The organism is Pseudomonas nitroreducens (assembly GCF_010994165.1).
GTDB classification, from domain to species: domain Bacteria; phylum Pseudomonadota; class Gammaproteobacteria; order Pseudomonadales; family Pseudomonadaceae; genus Pseudomonas; species Pseudomonas nitroreducens.
Genome location: NZ_WMBX01000007.1, coordinates 257021 through 283204, shown reverse-complemented (window position 1 = coordinate 283204; position 26184 = coordinate 257021). Strand labels below are relative to the sequence as shown.

Here is a 26184-nt window from a genome sequence, read left to right as displayed (position 1 = left end):
GAGCGGGTCCATGGGTGGGAAACCTGCTCATTAGTCAGCAGATGGCCTGCCGAGTGCAACTTTACCTGCGCATTTCCCCGTCCCAGGGCCTCACAGCACCATCGCCGCAACCCAGCCGAACGCCAGCAGCGGCAGGTTGTAATGCAGGAAGGTCGGCACCACGGTGTCCCAGATGTGGTTGTGCTGGCCGTCCACGTTCAGGCCGGAGGTCGGGCCAAGGGTGGAGTCCGATGCTGGCGAGCCCGCGTCACCCAGCGCTCCTGCGGTACCGACGATGCTGACGATGGCCAGCGGGCTGAAGCCCAGGTGCACCGCCAGCGGCACGAAGATCGCCGCGATGATCGGCACCGTAGAGAACGACGAGCCGATGCCCATGGTCACCAACAACCCCACCAGCAGCATCATGAAGGCGCCCAGCGCCTTGCTGCTGCCAATCCAGCCGGCGGCGCTGTCCACCAGGCTGGCGACCTGCCCGGTGGCCGTCATCACGGCGGCGAAGCCCTGGGCGGCAATCATGATGAAACCGATCATGGCCATCATCTTCATGCCTTCGGTGAACAGGTCGTCCGCCTCCTTCCAGCGCACCACGCCGGACAGCGAGAACACCAGGAAACCCACCAGCGCGCCGAGGATCATCGAGTCCAGCAGCAGCTGCACGGCGAAGGCTGCAGCGACTGCGACGCCGGCCACGGCGAGGCTCATCTTGCTGTAGGGCGTATCGACCCGCTCAGCCTGTTCGATGCGCTGCAGATCGTAATCACGCTTGCCCCGGTAGCTGAAGCACACCGCGATCAGCAGCCCGCAGACCATGCCCAGCGCCGGGATCAGCATGGCGTGGGTGACGTTGATGCCCTGCACGTCGACGCCCGCGCGCGCCACGTTGGCCAGCAGGATCTGGTTCAGGAAGATGTTGCCGAAACCCACCGGCAGGAACATGTAGGGCGTGATCAGGCCGAAGGTGATGACGCAGGCGATCAGCCGGCGGTCGATCTGCAGGCGCGTCAGGACGTAGAGCAGTGGCGGCACCAGCAGCGGAATAAAGGCGATGTGGATCGGCAGGATGTTCTGCGAGGCGATCGCCACCACCAGCAGCAGGGCAATCATCATCCACTTGAAGGCACTGGAACCGTTCGCCTCGTGCCGGCCGAGCATCGCCAGGGCGCGGTCGGCCAGGGCGTGCGCCATTCCGGAGCGCGCGATGGCCACGGCGAAGGCGCCGAGCATGGCGTAGGACAGCGCCACCGTCGCACCGGCACCCAGGCCCTCGTTGAACGCCTTGAGCGTGCCGTCCATGCCCAGGCCGCCGAGCAGACCACCTGCCACTGCACCGGCGATCAGCGCGACCACCACATGCACGCGACACAGGCTCAACACCAGCATCAGGCCAATGGCGATCAACACCGCATTCATTCCAGCACTCCTTCCAGGGCTCGCCGCGCCAGGGCGCGGGCAAAAGGCGCGCACTCTGCCAAACGCTCGCCGGGGTGTCAAAACTTGAGTCGAATCAAGACGTTTCCGAGTTAGCCTGGCAGGACTTTCACGCAGACGAGCACGCTTCTTGCCTGGCTTTTCGCCGCCCGTCGGCCAGGCACGCCAGAATCGCCTGTTTTCTGGCGTTTCACCCCGTCGCGGGTCAAGAAGATGCGGGAAAGGCCGATATAGCTGGCATCCCGAGGCTTAGTTCAAACAAGGATTCCCCTCCATGCTTCTGCGCCGTCTTTCCATCCAGTGGAAGATCACCTTGCTTGCCGGGCTCTGCCTGCTCGGCGTCGTCTCGCTGCTGTCCGGGCTGTCCGTTTACCGCACCCAGCACAGCACCGCGCTGGTCAAGCAATCGAGCACGCAGATGCTCGACGAAGCAGCCAAGGCCCGCCTGCAATCGCGCGGTGAAGTCCAGGCCATGCGCATCCAGCGCTACATCATGGACGCCTATCAATATGGCAAGGGTTTCTCACGGCAGGTGCTGTTCCTGCGTGACCAGGCGCAGAAGCGCTTCCTCGACGCCTACGACCTGCGCGAGGACCTGACCCGCCAGGTGAAAACCGCGCTGGAAGGCAACCCGGAACTGCTCGGCCTCTACGTCGCCTTCGAACCCGACGCGCTGGATGGCAAGGACAAGCTGTTCGCCGGCCAGGGCGAACTGGGCAGCAATGATGCCGGTCGCTTCTCCATCTACTGGTCCCAGGCCACGCCGGGTCACCTCGAGTCCGAGGCCATGGCCGAATCGCTGCTCAACGACACCAGCCCCGGCCCGAGTGGCAGCGCCTACAACGCCTGGTTCACCTGTCCCAAGACCACCGGCCGACCTTGCGTGCTCGACCCCTACTTCGATGAAGTGGGCAAGAAGAAGATGCTCATGACCAGTATCGCCTTCCCCCTGGAGCTGGACGGCAAGGTCATCGGCGTCATGGGCCTGGATATCAGCATGGAGAAGCTGCAGGAAATCGCCTTAGAAGGCAGCCGGGAACTCTATGATGGCCAGGGCCGCGTCAGCATCGTCAGCGCGGCCGGCCTGCTCGCCGGTCACAGCGCGGATGCCTCGAAGCTGAGCAAGAACCTCAAGGAGGTCTACCCCAACCAGGGCGCCGACCTGTTGCAAGCCATCGCCGCCAACCATGAGCAGGTGTTCCGCCACGACGACCAGTTGCGCGTAGTCGAGCCGTTGCAGCCGATTCCCGGCTCCAAACCCTGGGGCGTACTGCTGGAAGTCCCCCAGAACGTCCTGCTGGGCCCGGCCATCGAACTGCAGAACGAGTTGGATAACCAGCGTGTGCAGGGCACCGTCTCGCAGCTGGGCTTCGGCCTGATCGCCGTGCTGATCGGCCTGTTCGCTATGTGGCTCACCGCCCGCGGTGTGACCCGGCCGATCCTCGGTGTGGCCGCCATGTTGCGCAACATCGCCAGCGGCGAAGGCGACCTGACCAAGCGCCTGGACTACGCCGGCAAGGATGAACTGGGCGAGCTGGCCGGCTGGTTCAACCGCTTCCTCGACAAGCTGCAGCCGATCATCCGCGACGTGAAATCCTCGGTGCACGACGCCCGCGCCACCGCCGACCAGTCCTCGGAAATCGCCAGCCAGACCAGTGCCGGCATGCAGCAGCAGTTCCGCGAAGTCGACCAGGTTGCCACTGCTTCGCAGGAGATGAGCGCCACCGCCCACGACGTCGCCAACAGCGCCGCCATGGCCGCCGATGCCGCCCGTGGCGCCGACGGCGCGACCCGCGACGGCCTCAACGTGATCGACAACACCACCCGCCTGATCGACGAACTGGCCAGCGACATGAGCAGTGCCATGAGCCAGGTGGAAGGCTTGGCCGCCAGCAGCGAGCAGATCGGCTCGGTGCTGGAAGTGATTCGCGGCATCGCCGAGCAGACCAACCTGCTGGCGCTCAACGCCGCCATCGAAGCGGCTCGCGCCGGTGAAGCCGGGCGCGGCTTCGCGGTGGTCGCCGACGAGGTGCGCAACCTTGCCAAGCGCACCCAGGATTCGGTGGAGGAAATCCGCCAGGTCATCGAGGGCCTGCAGAACGGTACCCGCGACGTGGTTGGCGCCATGAGCAACAGCCACCGCCAGGCCCAGGACAGCGTGTCCCAGGTCGAGCAGGCCGTGGCCGCGCTCAAGCGCATCGGCGATGCGGTCAGCGTGATCACCGACATGAACCTGCAGATCGCCAGCGCCGCCGAGGAGCAGAGCGCCGTGGCCGAGGAGATCAATCGCAACGTGGCGGGGATTCGCGACGTGACCGAATCGCTGTCCAGCCAGGCGCAGGAATCGGCGCAGGTGAGCCAGTCGCTGAACAAGCTGGCGAATCATCAGCAGGGGTTGATGGATCAGTTCAGGGTCTGAGGTTTTACACCGGCGCGTGGGCTTCCCCCTCACCCCAGCCCTCTCCCGGCGGGAGAGGGGGCAGTCCGCACGCGCCTGTACGCTCGCCGCTCTTTCTGCGTCATTGATAACCAGCTAACGCTTTACTTCCACAGCACTCCGAACGGTCCCCTCTCCCGCTGGGAGAGGGTTAGGGTGAGGGCCGGCCAAGCACACGCCTATCCCGTAGGCGCGGACTTTGTCCGCGATTCAGCCACATTGCACCGGGTTCGCTAGCAAGCTCGCTCCTACAAAAAGCCCACGCTGCAGCCCCTGTAGGAGCGAGCTTGCTCGCGAACGGCACGGCACGGCACGGCACGGCACGGCACCATCCCAACCCATCCGAACAACGCCAACCAATAAAGTCGCGCCGGCTCTATCACGCCAAGCGGCGGGGCAATTCGACAACCACCCGCAACCCACCCAGCTCACTGCTTTCCAGCTTCAGGCTGCCACCGCAGGCCGCCGCTATATCTCGCGCGATGCCCAGGCCCAGACCATGCCCGGCCACCTGCTCATCCAGCCGAGTGCCACGTTCCAACACGCTGTCTCGCTGGTCCTCGGCAATACCGGGACCATCGTCGTCCACGCTCAGCCGGTATGCGTCTGCGCCCTTCTCCACCGTCAACCGCACCTGGGCATCGGCCCATTTGCAGGCGTTGTCCAGCAGATTACCGAGCATCTCCAGCAGGTCTTCCCGGTCATACGGCAAGCGCGTGGCGGGCGGCGCCTGCCAGTCGATGGCGAGGTGATCGCCATGAATGAGCTTGAGCATGTCGCACAAGCTGGGCAACTCGGCATCACAGTCGAAGTGCGCGCCGGGTAATGCCTCGCCCACCAACCGCGCACGCCCCAGTTCGCGGGCCAGGCGCTGTTCGATCTGCTCCAACTGCTCCTGCAGCACTCGCCGCAGCTCCGGGTGATCACGCAGCTCTTCGCGTTCGGCAAGGCTGATGAGCACCGCCAGCGGGGTCTTCAGGGCATGGCCCAGGTTGCCCAGCGCATTGCGCGAGCGGCGCAGGGTATCCTCGGTGTGCTGCAGCAGGTGGTTGGTCTGTTCCACCAACGGCTCCAGCTCACGGGGCACCTGGCTGTCCAACTGGCTGCGCTGACCTTCCTGCAACTGTGCAATCTGCTGGCGTACCCGCTCCAGCGGGCGCAGGGCACGGCGCACGGTGAAGCCCTGGAACACCAGGATCAGCAGCAACGCCAGGGCTCCGGCGCCCAGGCCGATATTGCGCAGACGATTGAAGCTCTTGAGGACGGGCGTGTAGTCCTGGGCGACGACGATGCTGATTTTCTTGCCATAGCGCTTGTAGTCGCCGCGATAGACCAGCAGCCGCTGGCCTTCGGGGCCTTTCTCCAGCGACTTGGCCAGCCCCTTGTGCGAGGGCAACTGCAGCTCGTTGTCCCACAGCGATCGAGAACGCCAGGTCTGCTCGTCGAAGCGGATGACGAAGTAGCGCCCGGAGAACAGCCGCTCATAGACCGCATCGACACGCTGGCCGTCCAGCTGCAACCCCGCGGGACCACGGGTGATACCCACCAGCAGGCTTTCCGCCTCGTCCTGCAAGCCGTTCACCAGATAGCGGCGCAAGCCCTGGTCGAACAGCCAGAGGCCCGCCTGGGCCAGCACGAGACCGACCACCACCAGTACCACACCCAGCCCAAGACCGAGCCGGCGCTGGATCGATATCAATTAGCGGCTCCGTTGCCGGTGAAGCGATAGCCCTGCCCACGACGGGTCTCGATGATCTCGCGGCCCAGCTTGCGGCGCAGGTGATTGATATGCACCTCGATGACATTGGAGTCGCGCTCGGTCTCGCCGTCATACAGGTGCTCTGCCAGATGCGACTTCGACAGCAGCTGGCCGGGATGCAGCATGAAGTACCGCAGCAGACGGAACTCGGCGGATGTCAGGTCGACTTCCTTGCCGCCCTGCTGCACGCACTGGCGCGATTCATCCAGGCTCAACCCGGCCACTTCCAGCTGGCTCTGGTTCGCCAGCCCGTGGGCACGCCGCAGCAGCGCCTGGATACGCAGCATCAGTTCCTCAGGATGAAACGGCTTGGTCAGATAGTCGTCGGCGCCGGCCTTCAGGCCGTCGATGCGCTCGGCCCAGGAGCCCCGTGCGGTGAGAATCAGCACCGGCGTCGCCAGGCCCATGCCGCGCCACTCCTGCAGCACCTCCAGCCCGGGACGGCCCGGCAGGCCCAGGTCGAGGATCACCAGGTCGTACGGCTCGCTGGCGCCTTGCACCGCAGCGTCGCGACCGTCGGCCAGCCAGTCCACCGCATAGCCCTGGCGCGTGAGGGTCGCCAGTAGCTCATCGGCCAGAGGTACGTGGTCTTCCACCAGCAACAGGCGCATCAGTCGTCTTCCTTATCCTTGAGGATGCGGCCGTCGCGGGCATCCAGTTCCAGTTCGCGCACCACACCGTCGACGGTGAGCAACTCCACTTCGTAAATGTAGTTGCCGTGCTCCCTCTCCAGCTCGGCTTCGAGCAGGCGCGAGCCAGGGTAGCGGCTCAGCGCGGCGGGGAGGATTTCCTCGAAGGGGCGGATCACCCCTTCCTTGCTCAGGCGCAGGGCTTCGTCCTGGCTCAGGTCATGGGCCTGCGCGGCGCCGGCCAGGGCGGTGACACCCAGGCCGAACAGCATCGCGCGCAGCAAAACGGTCTTCATCAGTCGTCCTGGTGATCGGTGAGGACTTCGCCGGTGACCGCATCCAGTTCGACATCCCACTTCACGCCTTGTGCGTCCTTGATATCGACCTTGTAGAGATAGCGGCCATGTTCCAGCTCGAGCTCGCTATCGTACACCGAACCGCCGGCATGCTTGGTCAGCGCGGTGCGGTTGAGCTCCTCGAAATTGCGGATGGTGCCCGCATCGCGCAGGCGCAACGCCTCGTCCGGACCAATGTCATGGGCCGTGGCAACGCCGGCACCCAGCAGCAGTGCGCAGAGCGTGGTCAGGATCAGCAGCCATTTCATGAGCGTACCTCGTCAGAATTTCACTGCTGTCAGATTAAGGTGAAGGACTTAATTCAAGCTGAATCGGCAACGATCATTCACCCCGTGAAGTATCCTTGCTCCACGCGCACAGGCTCTATAATCGCGGCCTGCCATAGCGAGACCCGCATGACCACCATCCAGATCAAGACTTCCTCCCTCACCCTCAAGGCCGGAAGCCGCGCGCTCCAACGCATCCGCGAACAGGGGCTGGCCCCCGCCGATGTAGGAATCCTTCCCGGTGCCGCCGGCGGGCCGAAGGCACTGGGCATTCAGGGCCTGGACCTCGCGCTGTTCGGCGAATGGTTGCCGCGAGCGCCACGTGAGCGCTCGCTGATCGGGGCGTCCATCGGCTCGTGGCGATTCGCCAGCGCCTGCCTGCCCGACCCGGCCGAAGGCATTCGCCGCCTGGGCGAGCTCTATACCCAGCAACGCTTTGCCCGCAACGCGAGCATCAGCGACGTGTCGAGGAGCTGCGCGAAAATGCTCGACGACCTGCTCGACGGCCGCGATACCAGCGTACTGGACAACCCCTGGTACCGCCTCAACGTGGTGGTGGTGAAGAGCCACGGTCGCCTCGCGCAGGACGGCAAGGCCAATCTCGGCCTGGGCCTGGGGGCGGTAATCCGCGACAACCTGGTCGGCCGCCGCCACCTGCACCGGCACTTCGAACGGCTGATCATCCATGACGCCCGCCGGGCACCGCCGCTGGAGCCGCTGTCGGACTTCCCCTCGCGCTACCTGCACCTGGACCTGGCCAACCTGCGCCACGCGCTGCTCGCCTCTGGCTCCATCCCCATGGTCATGGAAGGCGTGCGCGACATTCCCGGCGCCGGCCCCGGCACCTACCGCGACGGCGGCCTGCTGGACTATCACCTGGACCTGCCCTACCAGCCCGAAGGCGTGGTGCTCTACCCGCACTTCACCGACAAGGTCATTCCCGGCTGGTTCGACAAGGGCCTGCCCTGGCGCCGTGGTGACGCCGGACGCCTGCAGGATGTGCTGCTGCTCGCCCCGTCGAAGGAGTACCTGGCGCGCCTGCCGCACAACAAGCTGCCGGACCGCAAGGACTTCCACCGCTACATCGGCGACGACGCGGGCCGCGAGCGCTACTGGCGCAAGGCAATGGATGAAAGCCGGCGGATGGGCGACGAGTTTCTCGAACTGGCGGACAGCGGTCGGCTCGGCGAGCACCTCTTGCCGCTCTAGCCATCTCCCCGCCACCGGCGGTTCGCGAGCAGGCTCGCTCCTGCAAAAACGCACAGCAGCAACCCGCGCGCAGGAGCGGACTCCGTCCGCGATGTCTCTCCGGCCGCCCCGTTGAGAAATCTGCAGCGTGATCAGCAGACCGCAGCGACAGACTCAGCCCGGCTGCCCATCCAGCCGCGGCTTCCAGAACATCGGGCCGTAGTGCCAGGCGAACATCAGGAAAGCCACGACCCAGCAGCCAGCCGCGATGCTCAAGCCTTCCAGCGGCCACCAGATCACCAGCAGGACCCGCGCGACCACGCCAAGGTTGAGCAGAGCGAACGCCCGGGCCATTGCCTTGGGCGGCTGCAGCGGTCGCCCGGTATGGCCCAGGCTGACGCGGGCGATCATTGCCAGGATCAGACCGCCCACCCCACCCACGGTCAGGGCGTGGATCGCCAGGCTGACGTTGAAGGTCGGCGCAAAGTTCCACAGCGCCATCCCCGCCGGGGCCAGCAGCATCCACAGGTAGGCCAGGTGCAGCGACCAGAGCAGCGGCACACCCCAGAAGCCCTTGTCGTACCAACGCCACAAGCGGATCAGGTGCCCCATCGCCAGCGCAGCAAACAGCAAGCCCACCAGCGGGTGCGGGGTCAGGCCGATACCGACTGCGGTCAGCGCCGCCACCAGCAGGGTGCCGCCCAGCAGTGAGTTATCCAGCCAGTTCCAGGCCGGCACCTGAGCGGTGCGGCCCAGCCCGCGCTGGGTGAAGAAGGGAATCACGCGACCGCCGATCAGCCCCATCAGCGCCGCCACCAGCCACAGCGCACCCAACGCGCCACCGCGCTGCCAGCTCTCGTTACCCTCCCAGACGCCAGCCATCACCAGTGCATCGGCAAGCGTCAGCAGGCTCAGCACCATGATGATCGGGTAGTTACGTTTCTGGCGGACCTGCCACAGACTGCGACCGATGAAGAACACCAGTGCCGGCATGAACGCCAACTCCGGCACGGTGACCAGCCATAGCGGCGCCCCGACGAGCCAGCCCACCCGCGCCGCCAGCCAGACCAGCGACAGCACCATCAACGGCGTGCCACTGACGCCGGGGCGCCCGGTCCAGGTCTGCACGGCGGTCAGCAGGAAACCGGCAATGATCGCCGCCGCAAAGCCGAAGAGCATTTCATGGCGATGCCAGCCCAGCCAGCCGCCCAGCGGCTGCCACGTAGGCAGTACGCCAAGCAGCACGGCCGCCCAGGCCGCGATGGCGATCAGCGCGAACACCGCTCCACCGAGGAAGAACGGGCGGAACCCCAGGCGCCATAGTGGCGCGATGGTCAGCAGAGCCTTTCGATCAACCAGCAACACAGCAAGCCTCCCAACCGTCCTTGCGCATCTGATGCTGGGCCACCAGCCGCAGCACGTAGCCCAGCTTCAATAATGTGGGCCCGAGGATGGTGAAGGCATGAGCTGCGACAACGCTTTGCAGGCTCAGATGACCATCGACGAAATAGGCTCCCACGATTCCCAGCAGCAGCATCACGAGGCCGCCGGTCAGCAGCGACCAGGACATCGACAGATTGCGTTGCGGGCAGGCGAAAAGACGTTCCATCACACACCTCCTCGGGTTGCGCCGGCCCATCGGACCGGCGCCAAGGTTCAGGCCTCCAGCGCGCTGGCCGGGCCGAAGAACTCGTAGTGGGACTGTTGCTCAGGTACGCCGATCTCGCGCAGGTGACGCTTAACCTGCGCCATGAACGGCTTGGGCCCGAGGAAATAGGCGTCCAGATCGCGGTCTTCCGGCAGCCAGTCAGCCAACAGCTCCTGGCTGAGGAAGCCTTCGACGTGCGCGGCGTCCTGGGCACGCGGCTCGCTGTAGCAGAAGTAATGCTTGAGCTGCGGATGCGCGTCGGACTGCGCCTCTACCCACTCGCGGAACGCATGCACACCACCGTGGCGAGCGCAGTGGATGAAATGCACTTCGCGACCGGATTCCAGCGCCGGTTTAAGCATCGCCAGCGCCGGGGTGATACCGACCCCGGCCGTGATCAGTGCCAGCGGCTTGTCACCACTGCGCAGGACGAAATCGCCCGCAGGTGGGAACAGGTCCAGTTCATCACCGACGTTCAGGCGGTCGTGCAGGTAGCTCGAAACCTTGCCTTCGGGCTCACGCTTCACACTGATGCGGTACTCACGGCCATTCGGCGCGTCGGACAGCGAGTAGGTGCGGCGCACTTCTTCCCCGCCAATCTCCAGGGACAGTCCGATGTACTGCCCAGGCTGGAAGTCCAGCAGCGGCTCTCCATCCAGCGGCTGGAAGTAGAACGAGGTGATCTCCTCGCTCTCGGCTTCCTTGCGGGCGATGCGGAAGCGCCGGGCGCCACGCCAGCCGCCGCGCTGCTCGGCATTCTGCTGATACACCGACTCCTCGGCGCCGATCAGAATGTCCGCCAGTTGGCCGTAAGCGGCGGCCCAGGCATCGATCACTTCCTGGGTGGCGATCTCCTCGCCCAGCACTTCGCGGATCGCGCGCAGCAGGCAGGCGCCGACAATGGGGTAGTGCTCCGGCTGGATCTGCAGGGCGACGTGCTTGTTGACGATCTTCGCCACCAGCGGGCCGAGCTGCTCCAGTTCATCGATGTGGCGGGCATACATCAGCACGCCATTGGCCAGCGCGCGGGGCTGGTCCCCGGAGGCCTGGTGCGCCTGGTTGAACAGCGGACGAACTTCCGGGTACTCGCTGAGCATCATCTTGTAGAAATGCTGGGTCAGGGTCTCTCCGCCAGTCTCCAGCAGCGGGACAGTGGCCTTGACCAAGGTACGGTGTTCGTTGGACAGCATGTGGATCTCCTCGAGTTGGCCAGACAGCCAGTGGGTCTGCCTGTGCTTTCTGAAAGGTGTGTTTCAGGAAGCGTGCCAAGCTCGCAGCCCTTTATTTCCGGGCCATCCGCTTAAAAATGAGTCATAATGACCCACGTCTTCTGTTGTCAAAAAGACTTCATAGAGGTCAAAATGACTCGAAACCCTCTGCTAGCCACCCTCCTCCCGCTGGTCGCCGATCTGTCCCGCGAATTACCGGACGGCGAACGCTACCGCCGCCTGCTCGAAGCCCTTCGCGGCCTGCTGCCTTGCGATGCTACCGCCCTGCTGCGCCTGGAAGGCGACCAGTTGGTGCCGCTGGCCGTCGATGGACTCAGCCAGGACACCCTCGGCCGCCGCTTCAAGATCAGCGAGCACCCTCGCCTGCGCGCCCTCATCGAACATCCGGGGCCGACACACTTCGCCGCCGACTGCGGCCTGCCTGATCCCTATGACGGCCTGGTGGAGGGACTCCACGGCCACCTGGAAGTCCACGATTGCCTGGGCTGCCCACTGTTCCTCGACGGCCAACCCTGGGGCCTTCTGACCCTGGATGCGCTGGTTCCTGAGCGGTTCTCCACGGGCGACCTGGACAACCTGGAGGCCTTTGCCAGCCTGGCAGCTGCCACGGTCAAGGCCAGCCAGCGCATGCTTGATCTAGCCTTGCGCGCCGACCAGGAGCAGCAGCGCGCGGATGCCTACCAACGCGCTTCTGGCGATCAGCCAAAGGAGCTGATTGGCCAGAGCAAAGCCCACCAGGCGCTGATGGGCGAAATCCAGGTGGTTGCCGCGAGCGATTTGAGCGTATTGATCACCGGGGAGACTGGTGTTGGCAAGGAACTGGTGGCCCAATCGATCCACGCCAACTCGCTGCGTCGTAGCCAGCCGCTGATCAGCCTGAACTGCGCAGCACTGCCGGAAACGCTGGTGGAAAGCGAGTTGTTTGGCCACGTTCGCGGCGCCTTTTCTGGCGCTGTAGGTGAACGACGCGGCAAGTTCGAACTGGCCGATGGCGGCACCCTCTTCCTCGACGAAGTCGGTGAACTACCGCTGGCGATCCAGGCAAAGCTGCTGCGCGTACTGCAGAGCGGCCAACTGCAACGCCTGGGCTCTGATCGAGAGCATCACGTTGATGTGCGCCTGATCGCTGCCACCAACCGTGATCTCGCCGAAGAGGTCCGCGCCGGCCGCTTCCGTGCCGATCTGTACCACCGGCTGAGTGTCTACCCACTGCGCGTGCCGCCGCTGCGTGAAAGAGGAAACGATATCCTGCTGCTGGCGGGCTACTTCCTCGAACAGAATCGGCCGCGCCTCGGGCTGCGCAGCCTTAGACTCACGCGCGAAGCCCAGGCAGCGCTGGTTGGCTATCCGTGGCCGGGAAACGTAAGGGAACTGGAGCACCTGATCGGTCGTGCCTCTCTGAAAGCGCTCGCGAATCACTCACAGCGCTCGCGCATCCTAAGCCTGGGTGTCGAGGATCTGACACTCAACTCCTTGCAAAAGGGTGTCGATGAAAACCTCGCCGCAGAGACTTCGAGCGATTCGGACAGCGTGCCGACCGGCGGGCTACGCCCCGCGGTGGATGCCTTCCAGCGGCGCATGATCAGTCAGAGCCTGGAACGGCACGACGGCAATTGGGCTGCCGTCGCCCGCGACATGGGGCTGGATCGTGCCAACCTCAACCGTCTGGCCAGACGCCTGGCGATCAAATGAACCCTACCGGACCCGCACGACGCTAGGTGGGCGAAATCGTGGGCAGGCCCGGAGGGTACTCTTCCCCGATGAGGCGGCTGATGAGCTGATCAGCCCGGTTGCCTCACAGGGCCATTCTCAGGTATCGGAGCGCTTACCGCGAATCAACAGGTCGACGCGTCGGTTGGGCGCGTTGCAGTTGATTCGATCGTTACGCGAACCGCCATCACACTGCACCACAGGCTCACTACTGCCATAACCTACGGCTCGAATCGCCTCGGTGCCCACGCCCAGTTGCAGCAGGACACTTTTCACCGTTTGCGCACGGGCCTCCGACAGGCGTTGATTGAACTGCGCGCTGCCGATGGGATCGGCATGCCCGCCCACTTCCACGCTTTCCACATGCTGCGACTTGATCGCTTCGGCGATCTTGCGTAGCTCCGCGTGCCCCACGTCGGTAATGTCCGAGTATCCGCTCTTGCCAAAGTGGAACAACACGTCACTGCGCAGACTCAGGTGCGTCTCGGTCTGGCAGGGCACGACCGCACTGGCGCGATTGATGACATGACGCTGCATGCGCAGGTCCTGCAACTGCCGCTCGGCACTCTGCCGAGCCTGAACCACCGGTGTGCTTGATTTCGGGTTTACCGGTACTTCGAGGAAGTAAGTCTTTCCGCCCTCGAAGACTGCCGACGCCCGAGGGTTCAGCTTGCCCTCATACAGCGGTTCATCGCCTATATAGGACTCCAGGGAGTGCTCCCCCGCCGGAATACAGAACACGGTATAGCCTCCAGGCATCAAGGCACCTTGCAGCTCGCGGTCCACATACACATTTGCACCTTGCGTACCCTGGTCGGCACCGCGGAAGAACACGACCTGGGACTGCTCCGCAACGACAGACTCCACCGGGTGGTACGCAGCACCAAAGATTGATTCGTTCTGACTGGCCAGAGCAGAGGCACTGCAACTGATGGCCACACTGAGAATGCTCAGTTGGACCGCTCTGTGCGTAGCACTGTAAATGGCATATTCCATTGAAAGACTCTCCTTCGCCTCGTTGCGAATACAACAAGGCGCGCAATTGAATTGGGGCTAGTGCCGGAGCGCGGGAGACCCGCGCTCCGGTCGACGCTTAGCCGACGAGATGGACCTGAACGTGGTCCTCGATCCACACCTCGCCAGTACCCGAGCTGTACACCTTGTAGGCGTGACCATCGTTACCGGTGGCACTCGACTCGGTCCAGGTGATCCCGGTCTTGACCAGGTCGACGTTGCCGCTGGCGTCACCATTGACCACCAGTTGCTTCTTGCCGTCCTTGAACATCAGGTCGCTTTCACCCATCCGCAGCACGTCGTCCAGCTTGACCGTCAGGCTGTTGCCGCCATGCCCCAGGTCGAACTTCTCGAAGCTGATCACCTTGTTCTTCATGACTGCCAGATTGATGCTCAACCCCTGGCCATCGAACACCAGGGTGTCGGTCCCCGAGCCACCATTCACGCCAAGGAAATCGGTGCTGACGATGTGGATGAAGTCATTGCCCTCACCGCCGTTGGCATAGTCCAAGGTGCCGATGTTGACGATGGTGTCGTTGCCAAACCCACCAACGATGTAGTCATTGACCGGGTTGCCATGGTCGTCCTTGCCATCCGCGACGATGTAATCGTCACCGTTGGTGTACTTCTTGGTGAATGCGTCGGAAGCGGAGTAGTAGACATACATCGCCCCCGAGTCGGTCGCCGTGAAATCAGCGTTATAGGCGCCGGTGGCGATATCCATCATGCCGTCGCCGTTCCAGTCGCCCATCGCCACACCGTTGCCCAATTCGAAGCCGGCGCCCTCGCCGTACAGCGCATAGCCCTTGGTCGGATCGTTGATCACATCCTTGATCGACCAGATGGTCGGCAAGCCGTGCTCGTTGCCGTAGACCACATACACCGCGCCGGAGTTATCGCCATTACCCTTGCCAGGACGGTCGGCATAACGCGCACCGATGATGAAGTCGTTGATGCCGTCACCGTTGATGTCGCCACCCGCGCGGATGCTCACGCCGAACCACTCATCCACGGTGCTCTGCGTCCATTTGCCAGTGACCGAGTTGTAGGTCGCCTTTTCGTTGAGGATCAGCGAGCCGACACTGGAGTCGAACATCGGGTTGGTGTTGAACTGCGACGGCACTCCAACGGTATTGAGTGCATCCAGGTTGATATCGCTGGTGTAACCACCCGCCTTGCCATAGATGATCCACACACGGCCCGGGTCGCCCGGCTCCGAGTAAGGCGCGCTGATGGCGAAGTCGTTGATGCCGTCACCGTTGATATCACCCAGGGCGGTAATAGTGTTGGTGGAATAATCCTGGCGCGCCGAACCCAGCCACTCGTAGTGCTGCGAGTTGATCCGGATGCCTTGATCCAGGGTCATGTTCTTGAGGTCGATTGAAGATCCCAGCCCCCCCGCCTTGCCGTAGACCAGGTAGGCGGTCCCCGCGGAAGCACCGTAACCCTGCGACATGACGTTGTTGGCACGTGGGTCGGCGATCACGAAATCGTCGATACCGTCGCCGTTGACATCGCCGACATTGTTGATCGAGTCACCCAGATCAACCCCGTTCACCTGCGACGAATTGGTAACCGTGCCGGTGAACGAGTTGGTGATCGTGGTGCCATTCACGCCCGCCGGGAAGTGCGCCCACGTCTGGCTGGAACCGGTACCAGTCGCCGGGTTGCTCCAATCCATGACGATGTTCTTGTTGACGTTGGCGCCGCCGTACAGCACGTAGCCAGCGCCACTGTTATTCGGGCCCGCTTCGCGGTTACCGAACAACAGGTCCGTGTAGCCATCGCCGTTGAAGTCGCCACCGCCACCCACGCCGATACCGTTCCAGCTGTCATAGCCCGGCGCGGACGGGTTGTTGGGGTTGACACCCGGGTTACGGATCACGAAGCCATGGGTGTTGTCGCCAGCATCGATGGTCGCAAGGTCCACCGTGCCATTGCCCCAACTATTGTTCGGCCCGCCGAAGATCACATAGATCTTGTCCGGCCAGTGCGAGGAGATGATGACATCCTTGTAACCGTCACCATTGAAGTCTCCCAGCGCGTTGATGCCGGTGCCCATGATGTCTCCGTTGTAGGCACCCGCGAAGAAGATGCCCTGGCTCGGCTTCAGGTTGGTGATGGTGTTCTGGTCCAGCACCGGCAAGCCATTCTCGCTGCCGAACAGGATCCAGGCTCCACCGTTGTTGACCCGACCCAAGGTATCGGAGTTACGTGCGGACACCAGCAGGTCATCAATGCCATCACCATTGAAGTCACCGATGTTGACCACATCCCAGCCGAACTCGAACCCTGCCTGCTTGGCGCCGTAATAGTGCTGCGGCACCGACTGGGTGATGGTCAGGATGTGGTTCTGGTCATCCAGGGAGCCCACATAGCTCGCCGAACCAGTCACGCCGGAAGCAGTGGTCGCCACCGCCTTCAACAGGTAGTCGCCATAGTGCAGCGACCACAGATCGGTACTCCAGGTGCCATCGCTCTTGACCTTGATGCCCTGGCCGTAGATGTCCTCGCCTTCGTCGATCTGGTTGTTCCCGTTCTTGTCCCAGAACAGCGTAATAGTCAGATCTTCGAGCTTGTGACTACCCGACTTCACCGTACCGTTGATCGTTGGCGTCATGATCGAGGTGATGTTATCGGTGTTGGACACGCCGTTGTCGCTGGCAGGATCCAAAGCAAATGTCACCTTGTTCGTGGGTTGCGAGTTGTCGATTACCACCTGCTGAGTCGTGACCTGACCGGCGATACCCGATTCACTGACGACGCGCGCCTCGAAGGTGTAGGTACCATCCGCCAGGGACACCGACCGGTTGTCATAGGTCCAGCGCAAGCGATCATCGCTGAGCGTGGCATCCTTCCAGGTTAATCCTCCGTTCGCAGAGAACTGCACCTTCTGCCCAGACTGAACTTCACTGTTTACCTGACCACTGACCAGCAACGTACGGTCCTGTGTGATGAAATCATGATCGGAGAAGCCGGTGTCGTCAGCGATTCCAGTGATGGTAGCGAGGTTGGTTGGCGTCGTCGTATCCAGTGTGATGCTGTACTTCGCACTCGGAGCAGTGGCGTTACCAGCCGGATCGGACTCTACCGCTGTCAGGTCATTCAGCCCCAAAGCTAGGGCAGTCGCAGGCTGCAGCGTCCAATGCCCGGTCGCGTCCACAATTGCAGTACCGATCCGATGGTTATCGGTGCTGTCCTTGACGTACACGGTGATGGTGTCACCGGCTGTGCCGATACCGCTGATCACCGGACGCGCGTCGTCGGTGACACCGCCATTGCTGACGTTGCCGGTGATATCACCCACGCTGTCCAGCACGCCAGTAATGGCCAGCTTGCTGTAGTCCGGCGGGGTGTAGTCGGTGGTGAGGTTGAAGACATCCGACTTGACGCTGGTGTTGCCGGCCTTGTCGGTCGCATCGACGGTGAAGTTGTGATCTCCCTCGCTGATACCGGTGGTCGGCGTGTAACTCCACGCGCCATTGGCGTCCGCCATCACCGAGCCCAGCACGGAGCCGTTGTCGTAGATGGTGACCTTCGAGTTGGCTTCGGCCTGGCCCGACAGCGTCGGGGTCGGGTCGTCCGTCACGCCATGGTTGGCGATCGGGCCCTGGATCGCACCGACATCGTCCAGTACCTGGTCAATGGTCGGTTTGACCGGCGCCACGGTATCGATGGTGAAGATGAACGCCGTGGTCGGATCGCTGACGTTGCCGGCCTTGTCGGTCGCCTTGGCTGTGATGCTGTGCGCACCCTGCCCCAGGTCAAATGCCGGGGTAAAGCTCCATTTCTCACTTGCATCAACGGTGAGAGAACCCAGCACCGTATTGCCATCGGAGATCGTGACAACACTGCCAGCCTTGCCAGTACCCTGGATTTCCGGGCGAGTATCGTCGGTGAAGCCACCGTTGCTGATGTCGCCGGTGATGCTGCCGACATCGTCGATCACATGAGTAATCGCGACCAGGACCTGGGAGGTATCCACGACTACGTTCAGCGGAGCACTCTGGCCACTGCTATTGCCGGCCTTGTCCAGCACTTCCGTGCTGAATGCATGGTTGCCATCAGGCAACGCGGCGGTCGGCGTGAAGCTCCACTTGCCATCGGCACCTACATCGGCCTCGCCGATTGCCTTGCCGTTGTCGTAGATGATGACCTTGCCATTCGGCTCGGCTCCGCCGCTGAACACCGGACGGTTGTCATCGGTGGTATCACCCGCATGCAGCGGGCCAGTCACCGCACCCACATTGTCAGTCACCGCCAGGCCGGTCACATTAGCCGGTGCCGTGGTGTCGACGCTGAAGTTCCAGATTCCCGTCGGAGCACTGACCTGACCGATAGGATCGGTCGCTGTGGCGGTTACGTTGTGCAGACCATCCGCCAGCGCGCTGGTGATAATGCTCCAGCTGCCATTGGCATCGGTCACCGCACTGCCAATCAGCGTGCTGCCGTCGTACAGCTTGACGGTGGTGCCCGCATCCGAAGTGCCCTTGAAGGTCGGTTGGCTGTCGTCGGTCACATCACCTTTCTGCAGGAAGCCGGTGTACGGCCCTACATCGTCGAAGACGCTTTCGATGGTCGGCACAGCCGGCCCTACCGTTATCACGGTGACGCTGTATTTCGCGCTCGGTGCCGTGGTGTTGCCCGCCGGGTCACGCTCGACTGCAGTCAGCTCGTTGACCCCCGAGATCAAGGGGGCCGTCGGGGTCAGCGACCAGTGGCCGCTGGCATCGACGATGGCACTGCCGACCTGATGGTTGCCAGTGGAGTCCTTGTCGTAGACGAAGATCGTGTCACCGGCCGTGCCGGTACCACTGATCACCGGACGGGTGTCGTCGGTGCTGCCATTGTTGACGACGTTACCGGTCACTTCACCCACGCTATCCAGCACGCCAGTAATGGCCAGCTTGCTGTAGTCCGGCGGGGTGTAGTCGGTGGTGAGGTTGAAGACATCCGACTTAACGCTGGTGTTGCCGGCCTTGTCGGTCGCATCGACGGTGAAGTTGTGATCTCCCTCGCTGATACCGGTGGTCGGCGTGTAACTCCACGCGCCATTGGCGTCCGCCATCACCGAGCCCAGCACGGAGCCGTTGTCGTAGATGGTGACCTTCGAGTTGGCTTCGGCCTGCCCCGACAGCGTCGGGGTCGGATCGTCCGTGACGCCGTGGTTGGCAATCGGGCCCTGGATGGCACCCACGTCATCGGTCACCAGGTCGATGCTCGGTTTGATCGGTGCCACGGTATCGATGGTGAAAATGAACGCCGTGGTCGGATCGCTGACGTTACCCGCCTTATCTGTTGCGGTGGCGGTAATGCTGTGCGCACCCTGCCCCATGTCCGAGACCGGGGTGAAACTCCAGGTGCCATCGGCTTTCACCGTAGTGCTGCCCAGCTCGACAGTCCCATCGGAAACTTTGATAGTGCTGCCAGCCTTGCCAGTACCCTGGATTTCCGGGCGAGTATCGTCGGTATAGCCACCATTGCTGATGTCGCCGGTGATGCTGCCGACATCGTCAATCAGGTGGGTAATCGAGACCAGCACCTTGGAGGTATCCACGATCACGTTCAGCGGGCTGTTCTGACCGCTGCTGTTGCCAGCCTTGTCCAGTACTTCCGTGCTGAATGCATGGTTGCCATCGGACAACGCGGCGGTCGGTGTGAAGCTCCACTTACCGTCGGCACCTACATCGGCTTCGCCGATTTCCTTGCCGTTGTCGTAGATGATGACCTTGCCATTCGGCTCAGCTCCGCCGCTGAACACCGGACGGTTGTCATCGGTGGTATCACCCGCATGCAGCGGGCCAGTTACCGCGCCCACGTTGTCGGTCACCGCCAGGCCGGCCACGTTGGCCGGTGCCGTGGTGTCGACGCTGAAGCTCCAGCCTCCAGACGGATCACTGACCTGACCGATAGGGCTGGTCGCTGTGGCGGTTACGTTGTGCAGACCATCCACCAGCGCGCTGGTGGTAATGCTCCAGCTGCCGTTGGCATCGGTCACCGCACTGCCGATCAAGGTGCTGCCGTCGTACAACTTGACGGTAGTGCCCAGACCAGAACTGCCCTTGAAGGTCGGCTGGCTGTCATCGGTCACGTCGCCCTTCTGCAGGAAGCCGGTGTACGGCCCCACATCATCGAAGACGCTTTCGATGGTCGGCGAAGCTGGCCCGACCGTCACCACGATGAATCTGTATGCCGCGCTCGGTGCCGTGGTGTTGCCCGCCGGGTCACGCTCGACCGCAGTCAGCTCGTTGACCCCCGAGATCAAGGGGGCCGTCGGGGTCAGTGACCAGTGGCCGCTGGCATCGACGATGGCACTGCCGACCTGATGGTTGCCAGTGGTGTCCTTGTCATAGACGAAGATCGTGTCACCAGCCGTGCCGGTACCACTGATCACCGGACGGGTGTCGTCGGTCCTGCCATTGTTGGCGACGTTACCGGTCACTTCACCCACGCTGTCCAGCACGCCAGTAATGGCCAGCTTGCTGTAGTCCGGCGGGGTGTAGTCGGTGGTGAGGTTGAAGACATCCGACTTAACGCTGGTGTTGCCGGCCTTGTCGGTCGCATCGACGGTGAAGTTGTGATCTCCCTCGCTGATACCGGTGGTCGGCGTGTAACTCCACGCGCCATTGGCGTCCGCCATCACCGAGCCCAGCACGGAGCCGTTGTCGTAGATGGTGACCTTCGAGTTGGCTTCGGCCTGCCCCGACAGCGTCGGGGTCGGGTCGTCCGTCACGCCATGGTTGGCGATCGGGCCCTGGATCGCACCGACATCGTCCAGTACCTGGTCAATGGTCGGCTTGAAAGGAGCCACTGTGTCGATGCTGAAAGTGAACGGTATGGTCGGAGCGCTAGTGTTGCCAGCTTTGTCCGTCGCAGTGGCGATGATGCTGTGCGCCCCCTGCCCCATATCCGAAACTGGTGTGAAGCTCCAGGTGCCATCGACTTTAACCGTGGTGCTGCCCAGTTCGACAGCGCCATCGGTGATTTTAATGATGCTACCAACCTTCCCGGTACCCTGGATCTCGGGACGGGTATCGTCAGTGACGCCATTAAAGCTGATGTCGCCGGTGATGCTGCCGACATCGTCAATCAGGTGGGTAATCGAGACCAGCACCTTGGAGGTATCCACAATCACGTTCAGCGGGCTGTTCTGACCGCTGCTGTTGCCGGCCTTGTCCAGCACTTCCGTGCTGAACGCATGGTTGCCATCGGACAGCGCGGCGGTCGGCGTGAAGCTCCACTTGCCATCGGCACCTACATCGGCCTCGCCGATTGCCTTGCCGTTGTCGTAGATGATGACCTTGCCATTCGGCTCGGCTCCGCCGCTGAACACCGGACGGTTGTCATCGGTGGTATCACCCGCATGCAGCGGGCCAGTCACCGCACCCACATTGTCAGTCACCGCCAGGCTGGTCACATTAGCCGGTGCCGTGGTGTCGACGCTGAAGTTCCAGATTCCGGTCGGGCTGCTAACCAGCCCCACGCTATTGGTCGCAGTGGCAATTACATTGTGCGTACCATCAGCCAGGACACTTGTGGTGATTTCCCACTTGCCATTGCTATCTGCCGCCGCACTACCGATCAAGGTATTGCCGTCGTACAGCTTGACGATACTGCCCGCATCCGCCGCCCCCTTGAAGGTCGGCTGGTTGTCGTCGGTCACGTCGCCTTTCTGCAGGAAGCCGGTATACGGCCCCACATCGTCGAAGACGCTTTCGACGGTTGGCACAGTTGGCCCTACCGTCACCAAGGTGACACTGTACTTGTCCCACGGCGCGGTCTTGTTGCCCGCCATATCCATCTCAACAGCGGTCAGGTCGTTGACGCCGGAAACCAGAGGAAGTGATGGGGTCAACTTCCAGGTGCCATCAGAACCTACAGTGGCCCGGCCGATCTCATGGTTGCCGGTGCTGTCCTTGCTGAAGACGATGACAGTATCGCCAGCGGTACCCTTGCCGCTGATCTCCGGACGCGCGTCATCGGTCTCGCCACCGTTTACGATGTTGCCGGTGATCGGGCCGACATGATCTTCAACACCTGTAATCGACAGCTTGGTAAAGTCCGGCGCCGTGTAGTCGGTATCCACCGCGTAATCGTCGGACTTGACGCTGACGTTTCCTGCAGCATCGGTTGCCGTAACCGTAAAGTCATGATGACCTTCGGAAAGCGCAATGACTGGTGTGTAGCTCCAGGCTCCATTGGCATCGGCAACCGCTTCACCCAGCTTCAAGCCGTTATCGTAGATGATGACCTTGGAACCGCGTTCCGCCTCACCGGAAAGGACCGGCTTGGAGTCATCGGTCACACCACCTCTGGCAACAATCCCCTGGATTTCGCCCACATTGTCGTACACCGAATCGATGCTCGGCTTGACGGGGGCACTGTAGTCAGTGGTGATGCTGAAGACGTCCGAGTTGGCGCTGGTATTTCCAGCAGCGTCGGTCGCAGTGACAGTGAAGTCATGCTTGCCTTCGGTGATCGGGGTGGTTGGCGTATAGTTCCATTGACCTGACTTGTCGGCGGTCACTTCACCCAACTTGGCGCCGTTATCGTACACCGCCACCCTGGAGCCAGCTTCGGCTTTCCCCGAGAGGGTCGGGTTCGGGTCGTCACTCACTCCGCCATTGGCGATCGGCCCCTGAACCGCGCCCACATCATCCAGAACCTGGTCGATAGTGGGCTTGCCCGGAGCAGTGGTATCAACGATGAAAGCAAACGTCGCTGGGTCGCTGACGTTGCCTGCCAGATCGGTTGCAGTGGCCTTGATGGTGTGCGCCCCTTCGGACAGAGAGGCCGTTGGCTTGAAGGTCCAGCTACCGTCCGCCGCCACCCCGGCGGTTCCCAGTTTGGTAGAACCGTCATATACGGTGATGATGCTGCCGACCTTGCCTGTACCCTGGATGGTCGGACGAGTATCGTCGGTGTAGCCGCCATTGCTGATGTCGCCAGTGATGCTGCCGACATCGTCGATCATGTGGGTGATCGAGACCAGTACCTTGGACGCATCCACGATCAAGCTCAGTGGAGCGCTCTGGCCACTGCTGTTACCAGCCTGGTCGAGTACCTCCGTGCTGAACGCGTGGTCACCATTTGCCAACGCGGCGGTCGGTGTGAAGCTCCACTTGCCATCGGCACCCACATCGACTTCGCCGATTGCCTTGCCGTTGTCGTAGATGATGACCTTGCCATTTGGCTCGGCACCGCCGCTGAACACCGGGCGGTTATCGTCAGTGGTATCACCAGCGTGCAGCGGGCCAGTCACATCTCCCACGTTATCGGTGATGGCCAAACCCATCACGTTGTCCGGCGCGGTGGTGTCGACGCTGAAGTTCCACCCTCCCGTCGGTTCACTGCTTTGACCTACGCTGTTGGTGGCGGTGGCAATCACCTCATGCGGACCGTCGGCCAGTTTGTCGGTGGTGATACTCCAGTTACCACTGGCATCGGCCATGGCGCTGCCGATCAGAGTGCTACCGTCATAGAGCTTGATGACGCTGCCACCATCAGCGGAGCCCTTGAAGGTCGGTGTGCTGTCGTCAGTGACATCACCTTTCTGCAGGAAGCCCTGATATGGACCGACATCGTCATGGACGCTGATGATAGTCGGTACCGATGGCGCACCGATCACAACGTCAATGCTGTACTTCGCGCTCGGATCGGTCTTGTTGCCCGCTACGTCCATCTCGACAGCGGTCAGGTCATTCGCACCGGAAACCAGCGGAAGTGTGGGGGTCAGCTTCCATGTACCGTCAGCACCTACTGTGGCGCGACCGATCTCATGGTTGCCGGTGCTGTCCTTGCTGAAGACGATAACGGTATCGCCAGCAGTACCCTTACCACTGATCTCAGGATGCGCATCATCGGTTTCGCCGCCATTCGGGATATTACCGGTGATCGGCGCCACATGGTCTTCCACGCCAGTAATCAACAGTTTGGTAATGTCCGGCGGGGTGGTATCGATATCAACCACGATAACGGTCGGTGGACTGGTGTTTCCAGCAGCGTCCGCCGCAGTGACACTGATGTTGTTGTTACCCTCCGGCAGCGGTTTGCTCGGCGTAACCGACCAGTTGCCGTTTTCATCCGCCGTGGCCGTGAGAACCTCTCCGGTGGGCAACGTGACCTTCACATCGGCATGAGGCTCTGTATGGCCGTCGATGGTTGGCTTGGTCTCATTGGTGATGCCGTCGCCCTTGACGCCCGTATCAGAGTCAGGGTCCAGCCAGACCTGGGGGGCATCCGGAGCGATGGTATCCACTACCACCACGAACGGGTCCGAAGACGGACTGACATTACCCGCAACATCGGTCACGGTCACCGTGATGTCATGGGCACCTTCAGACAGTGGCTTATCTTGTGGAGCTTCATAGCTCCACTTGCCATCCTGACCGACGACTGCCTCGGCAATCTTCTTGCCACCATCGTACAGGGTGATGGTCTGATTCGGCTCACCGTTGCCTGAGAAGGTGGGCCGAGTGTCGTTGGTGCTGTCGCCGCTATTGAGCGGGCCAACCTTGGGCTCGACGTTGTCGTAAACCATGTCGAGTGTGCCATCCGGACCGATCACCGGCTTGGGCGGAGTGGTCGTGTCAATGCCGACCACGATCACAGTCGGCTGACTGGCGTTTCCTGCAGCATCCGTCGCGGTGACGCTGATGCTGTTGTCACCCTCCGTAAGAGGCTTGGTCGGAGTCACTGACCAGTTACCGTCGTCGTCTGCCTTGACGTTGATCACCTCGCCGGTTGGCAGCGTCACCTTGACGTCCGCGTTCGGCTCGGTCTTGCCGTCAATGGTCGGCATGGTGTCGCTGGTGATATTGTCACCTTTGATACCGGTGTCGGACGCTGGATCCAGCCAGACCTTGGGCGCATCAGGGGCTGTGGTGTCGATATCCAGAGAAATGACTGTGGGTTGGCTAGGGTTGCCAGCGGGGTCGGTGGCAACAACAGTGATGTCGCCGGCCCCGTCCGGCAATGGCTTCGTCGGGGTGACGGACCAATCGCCATTCGCGTCGGCGGTAACAACTACGGTTTCACCGGTGGGGAATTTCACCGTGACATCTGCGCCCGGCTCAGCGTGACCATCGATGGTCGGCCTGGAGTCATTAGTGATGTTGTCACCCTTGACTCCAGTGTCCGAGTCAGGGTCCAGCCAGACTTTCGGCGCTTCCGGAGCAATGGTGTCGATGATGACCGGAATGACGATTTCGGTCTGGTTGCCCGCTGGGTCCTGCGCGATAACCTTGATGTCGTTATTTCCCTCGGGGAGCGGCTGAGTGGGCGGCGGAGCAACCCAGGTACCGTCGTCCTTTACGTCAACCGTAACGGTTTCGCCTGTCGGGTAAACAACGATGATGCTGTCGCCGGGTTCGCCGGTACCATGGATGGATGGTTCATTGCTGGGCGAGTAAGTCTGGCCATCGTGCTCGACAGCACCGCTTATCTCGGCAGTGGGAGCGGAAGGCGGAACCGTGTCTACGGCAAAGTCGATGACGTGGACAGGAGCACTGGGTTTTTCCCCTTTGCCTTCCTGGACGACATCAATGCTGTGGTTGCCGTCGTTGAGGTCAACATTGGGGGTAAATGTCCAGGTTTGGTCCGACCCGACCGTGGTGCTACCGATTTCCTGGCCATTGTCATAGATGTGGATGACTGCGCCCGCCTCACCCTTGCCGGAAATGACCGGACGCGGATCGTCGGTGGCGTCGCCATTGGCGATCACACCCTGCTTCGGCCCCACATGGTCGGTGATCTGGGTATCAGTGACGGAGGGGCTGGTCTTGGTGTGATGTTTGTCATCATTCTTGGTCGCTGCGGCCACACCACCCACCGCTCCTGCGCCCGCCAGCAGCGGCCATAGCAAGAAGCCACCAGATTCGTCGATCTCGCCATGGACCACCGGCGCGGCGCCCAGCGGTTCACCCCCAAGGGCAATGGGGGTCATCTCGCCATCGGCCAGCAACAGCTGGCTGTAGAAGCCCTCACCATCGGTACGCACATACGCGTACATCTGGCCGTCTTCGGATACGCCATAGAGCTGGCTGTCCATGCCGTCTGCGAAGAAGTCCTGGATGACCAGATCAGGCTTGTCGCTGCCCTGGAAAAACACCAGCAGATCCTTGCCGTCCCGCTTGACCGTGACGTTCTCCGGTGCCACTTCATTATTATCGAGTTTAAGAAGGTACTTGGTACCGACCTTTGCCTTGACCTTGCCGCCATCCTTGAACGTAACCCGCTGGGCTGCATTTTCGGAGACTTCTACCAATTGGACTTTTTCAGCGGACATCTGCATTTTCCTTATCCAGCCACAGAAATAAAACTGCGGTGGCCAGCTTAAGGCGGGAGTCATTGAGTCATTTGTAGGACAATTCGGCAGATCAATGCGGATTCGCCGCAACTACGATCGCAGTGGACTACAGAGCAAACGGACGCCTTGTGGCCGGCTATTGCTGGTGCCGTAGGAGCAAAGGAAATACCGCGAGGCAACAGGCTGGACAGCGCTTCTCCGTCGCATGGACCA

Annotated in this window: 13 protein-coding genes; 3 read left to right on the top strand and 10 right to left on the bottom strand. The window is 62.3% G+C overall.

The features are described 5' to 3' along the window. Positions 1–90 precede the first annotated feature (90 nt). Positions 91–1410 carry a Na+/H+ antiporter family protein gene (locus GJV37_RS27100; protein WP_193453154.1) on the bottom strand — a complete coding sequence of 440 codons (1320 nt, stop codon included), beginning with the start codon at positions 1408–1410 and terminating at the stop codon, positions 91–93. 292 nt (positions 1411–1702) lie between these two features. Here GJV37_RS27100 and GJV37_RS29945 point away from each other — a divergent pair, with 292 nt between their 5' ends. Beyond that, a complete protein-coding gene (locus GJV37_RS29945) occupies positions 1703–3847 on the top strand; it encodes a methyl-accepting chemotaxis protein (protein ID WP_089285772.1) in 2145 nt (714 codons plus the stop codon). Positions 3848–4244: 397 nt separating this feature from the next. Here the strand turns inward: GJV37_RS29945 and GJV37_RS27090 are convergent, their stop codons facing one another. The 4 genes from GJV37_RS27090 to GJV37_RS27075 are packed head-to-tail and all read right to left on the bottom strand — an operon-like array spanning position 4245 to position 6857. Beyond that, positions 4245–5564 carry an ATP-binding protein gene (locus tag GJV37_RS27090; protein WP_038803611.1) on the bottom strand — a complete coding sequence of 440 codons (1320 nt, stop codon included), beginning with the start codon at positions 5562–5564 and terminating at the stop codon, positions 4245–4247. Next, entirely contained in the window at positions 5561–6235 is a 675-nt protein-coding gene (locus GJV37_RS27085; RefSeq protein ID WP_037014490.1) for a response regulator transcription factor, read from the bottom strand. The genes GJV37_RS27090 and GJV37_RS27085 overlap by 4 nt, the downstream gene beginning before the upstream one ends. After that, positions 6235–6525 carry a PepSY domain-containing protein gene (locus GJV37_RS27080; RefSeq protein WP_051445723.1) on the bottom strand — a complete coding sequence of 97 codons (291 nt, stop codon included), beginning with the start codon at positions 6523–6525 and terminating at the stop codon, positions 6235–6237. The genes GJV37_RS27085 and GJV37_RS27080 overlap by 1 nt, the downstream gene beginning before the upstream one ends. Before the next feature lie 23 nt (positions 6526–6548). Then, the gene (locus GJV37_RS27075; RefSeq protein ID WP_024767207.1) at positions 6549–6857 is read right to left on the bottom strand and encodes a PepSY domain-containing protein; all 309 of its coding nucleotides are present in this window, start codon (positions 6855–6857) and stop codon (positions 6549–6551) included. Between the two features lie 147 nt (positions 6858–7004). Between GJV37_RS27075 and GJV37_RS27070 the strand changes: the two genes are divergently transcribed. Continuing rightward, positions 7005–8084: a patatin-like phospholipase family protein gene (locus GJV37_RS27070; protein WP_170860215.1), complete on the top strand. Its 1080-nt coding sequence runs from the start codon at positions 7005–7007 to the stop codon at positions 8082–8084. Positions 8085–8237: 153 nt separating this feature from the next. Here the strand turns inward: GJV37_RS27070 and GJV37_RS27065 are convergent, their stop codons facing one another. From GJV37_RS27065 to hmpA, 3 genes are read right to left on the bottom strand one after another with little or no spacing between them, the layout of a single operon-like run. Beyond that, positions 8238–9428, bottom strand: coding sequence for an NnrS family protein (locus GJV37_RS27065; protein WP_170860214.1), 1191 nt, complete (start codon positions 9426–9428; stop codon positions 8238–8240). Continuing rightward, positions 9415–9672, bottom strand: coding sequence for a hypothetical protein (locus GJV37_RS27060; protein ID WP_037014496.1), 258 nt, complete (start codon positions 9670–9672; stop codon positions 9415–9417). Before GJV37_RS27060 ends, GJV37_RS27065 begins: the two co-directional genes overlap by 14 nt. Before the next feature lie 47 nt (positions 9673–9719). Continuing rightward, a complete protein-coding gene (hmpA, locus tag GJV37_RS27055; protein ID WP_170860213.1) occupies positions 9720–10901 on the bottom strand; it encodes an NO-inducible flavohemoprotein in 1182 nt (393 codons plus the stop codon). Positions 10902–11072: 171 nt separating this feature from the next. On the opposite strand from hmpA, the gene norR reads away from it, so the two are divergent. Next, on the top strand, positions 11073–12632 hold the full coding sequence (gene norR, locus GJV37_RS27050) for a nitric oxide reductase transcriptional regulator NorR (protein WP_170860212.1): 1560 nt from the start codon (positions 11073–11075) through the stop codon (positions 12630–12632). A 117-nt stretch (positions 12633–12749) separates the two neighbouring features. Here norR and GJV37_RS27045 read toward each other — a convergent pair whose 3' ends face one another. Both GJV37_RS27045 and GJV37_RS27040 read right to left on the bottom strand, forming a co-directional pair. Then, on the bottom strand, positions 12750–13646 hold the full coding sequence (locus tag GJV37_RS27045; protein ID WP_065085133.1) for an OmpA family protein: 897 nt from the start codon (positions 13644–13646) through the stop codon (positions 12750–12752). A gap of 97 nt (positions 13647–13743) precedes the next feature. Beyond that, the gene (locus GJV37_RS27040; protein WP_193453153.1) at positions 13744–25950 is read right to left on the bottom strand and encodes an Ig-like domain-containing protein; all 12207 of its coding nucleotides are present in this window, start codon (positions 25948–25950) and stop codon (positions 13744–13746) included. Positions 25951–26184: the final 234 nt, after the last annotated feature.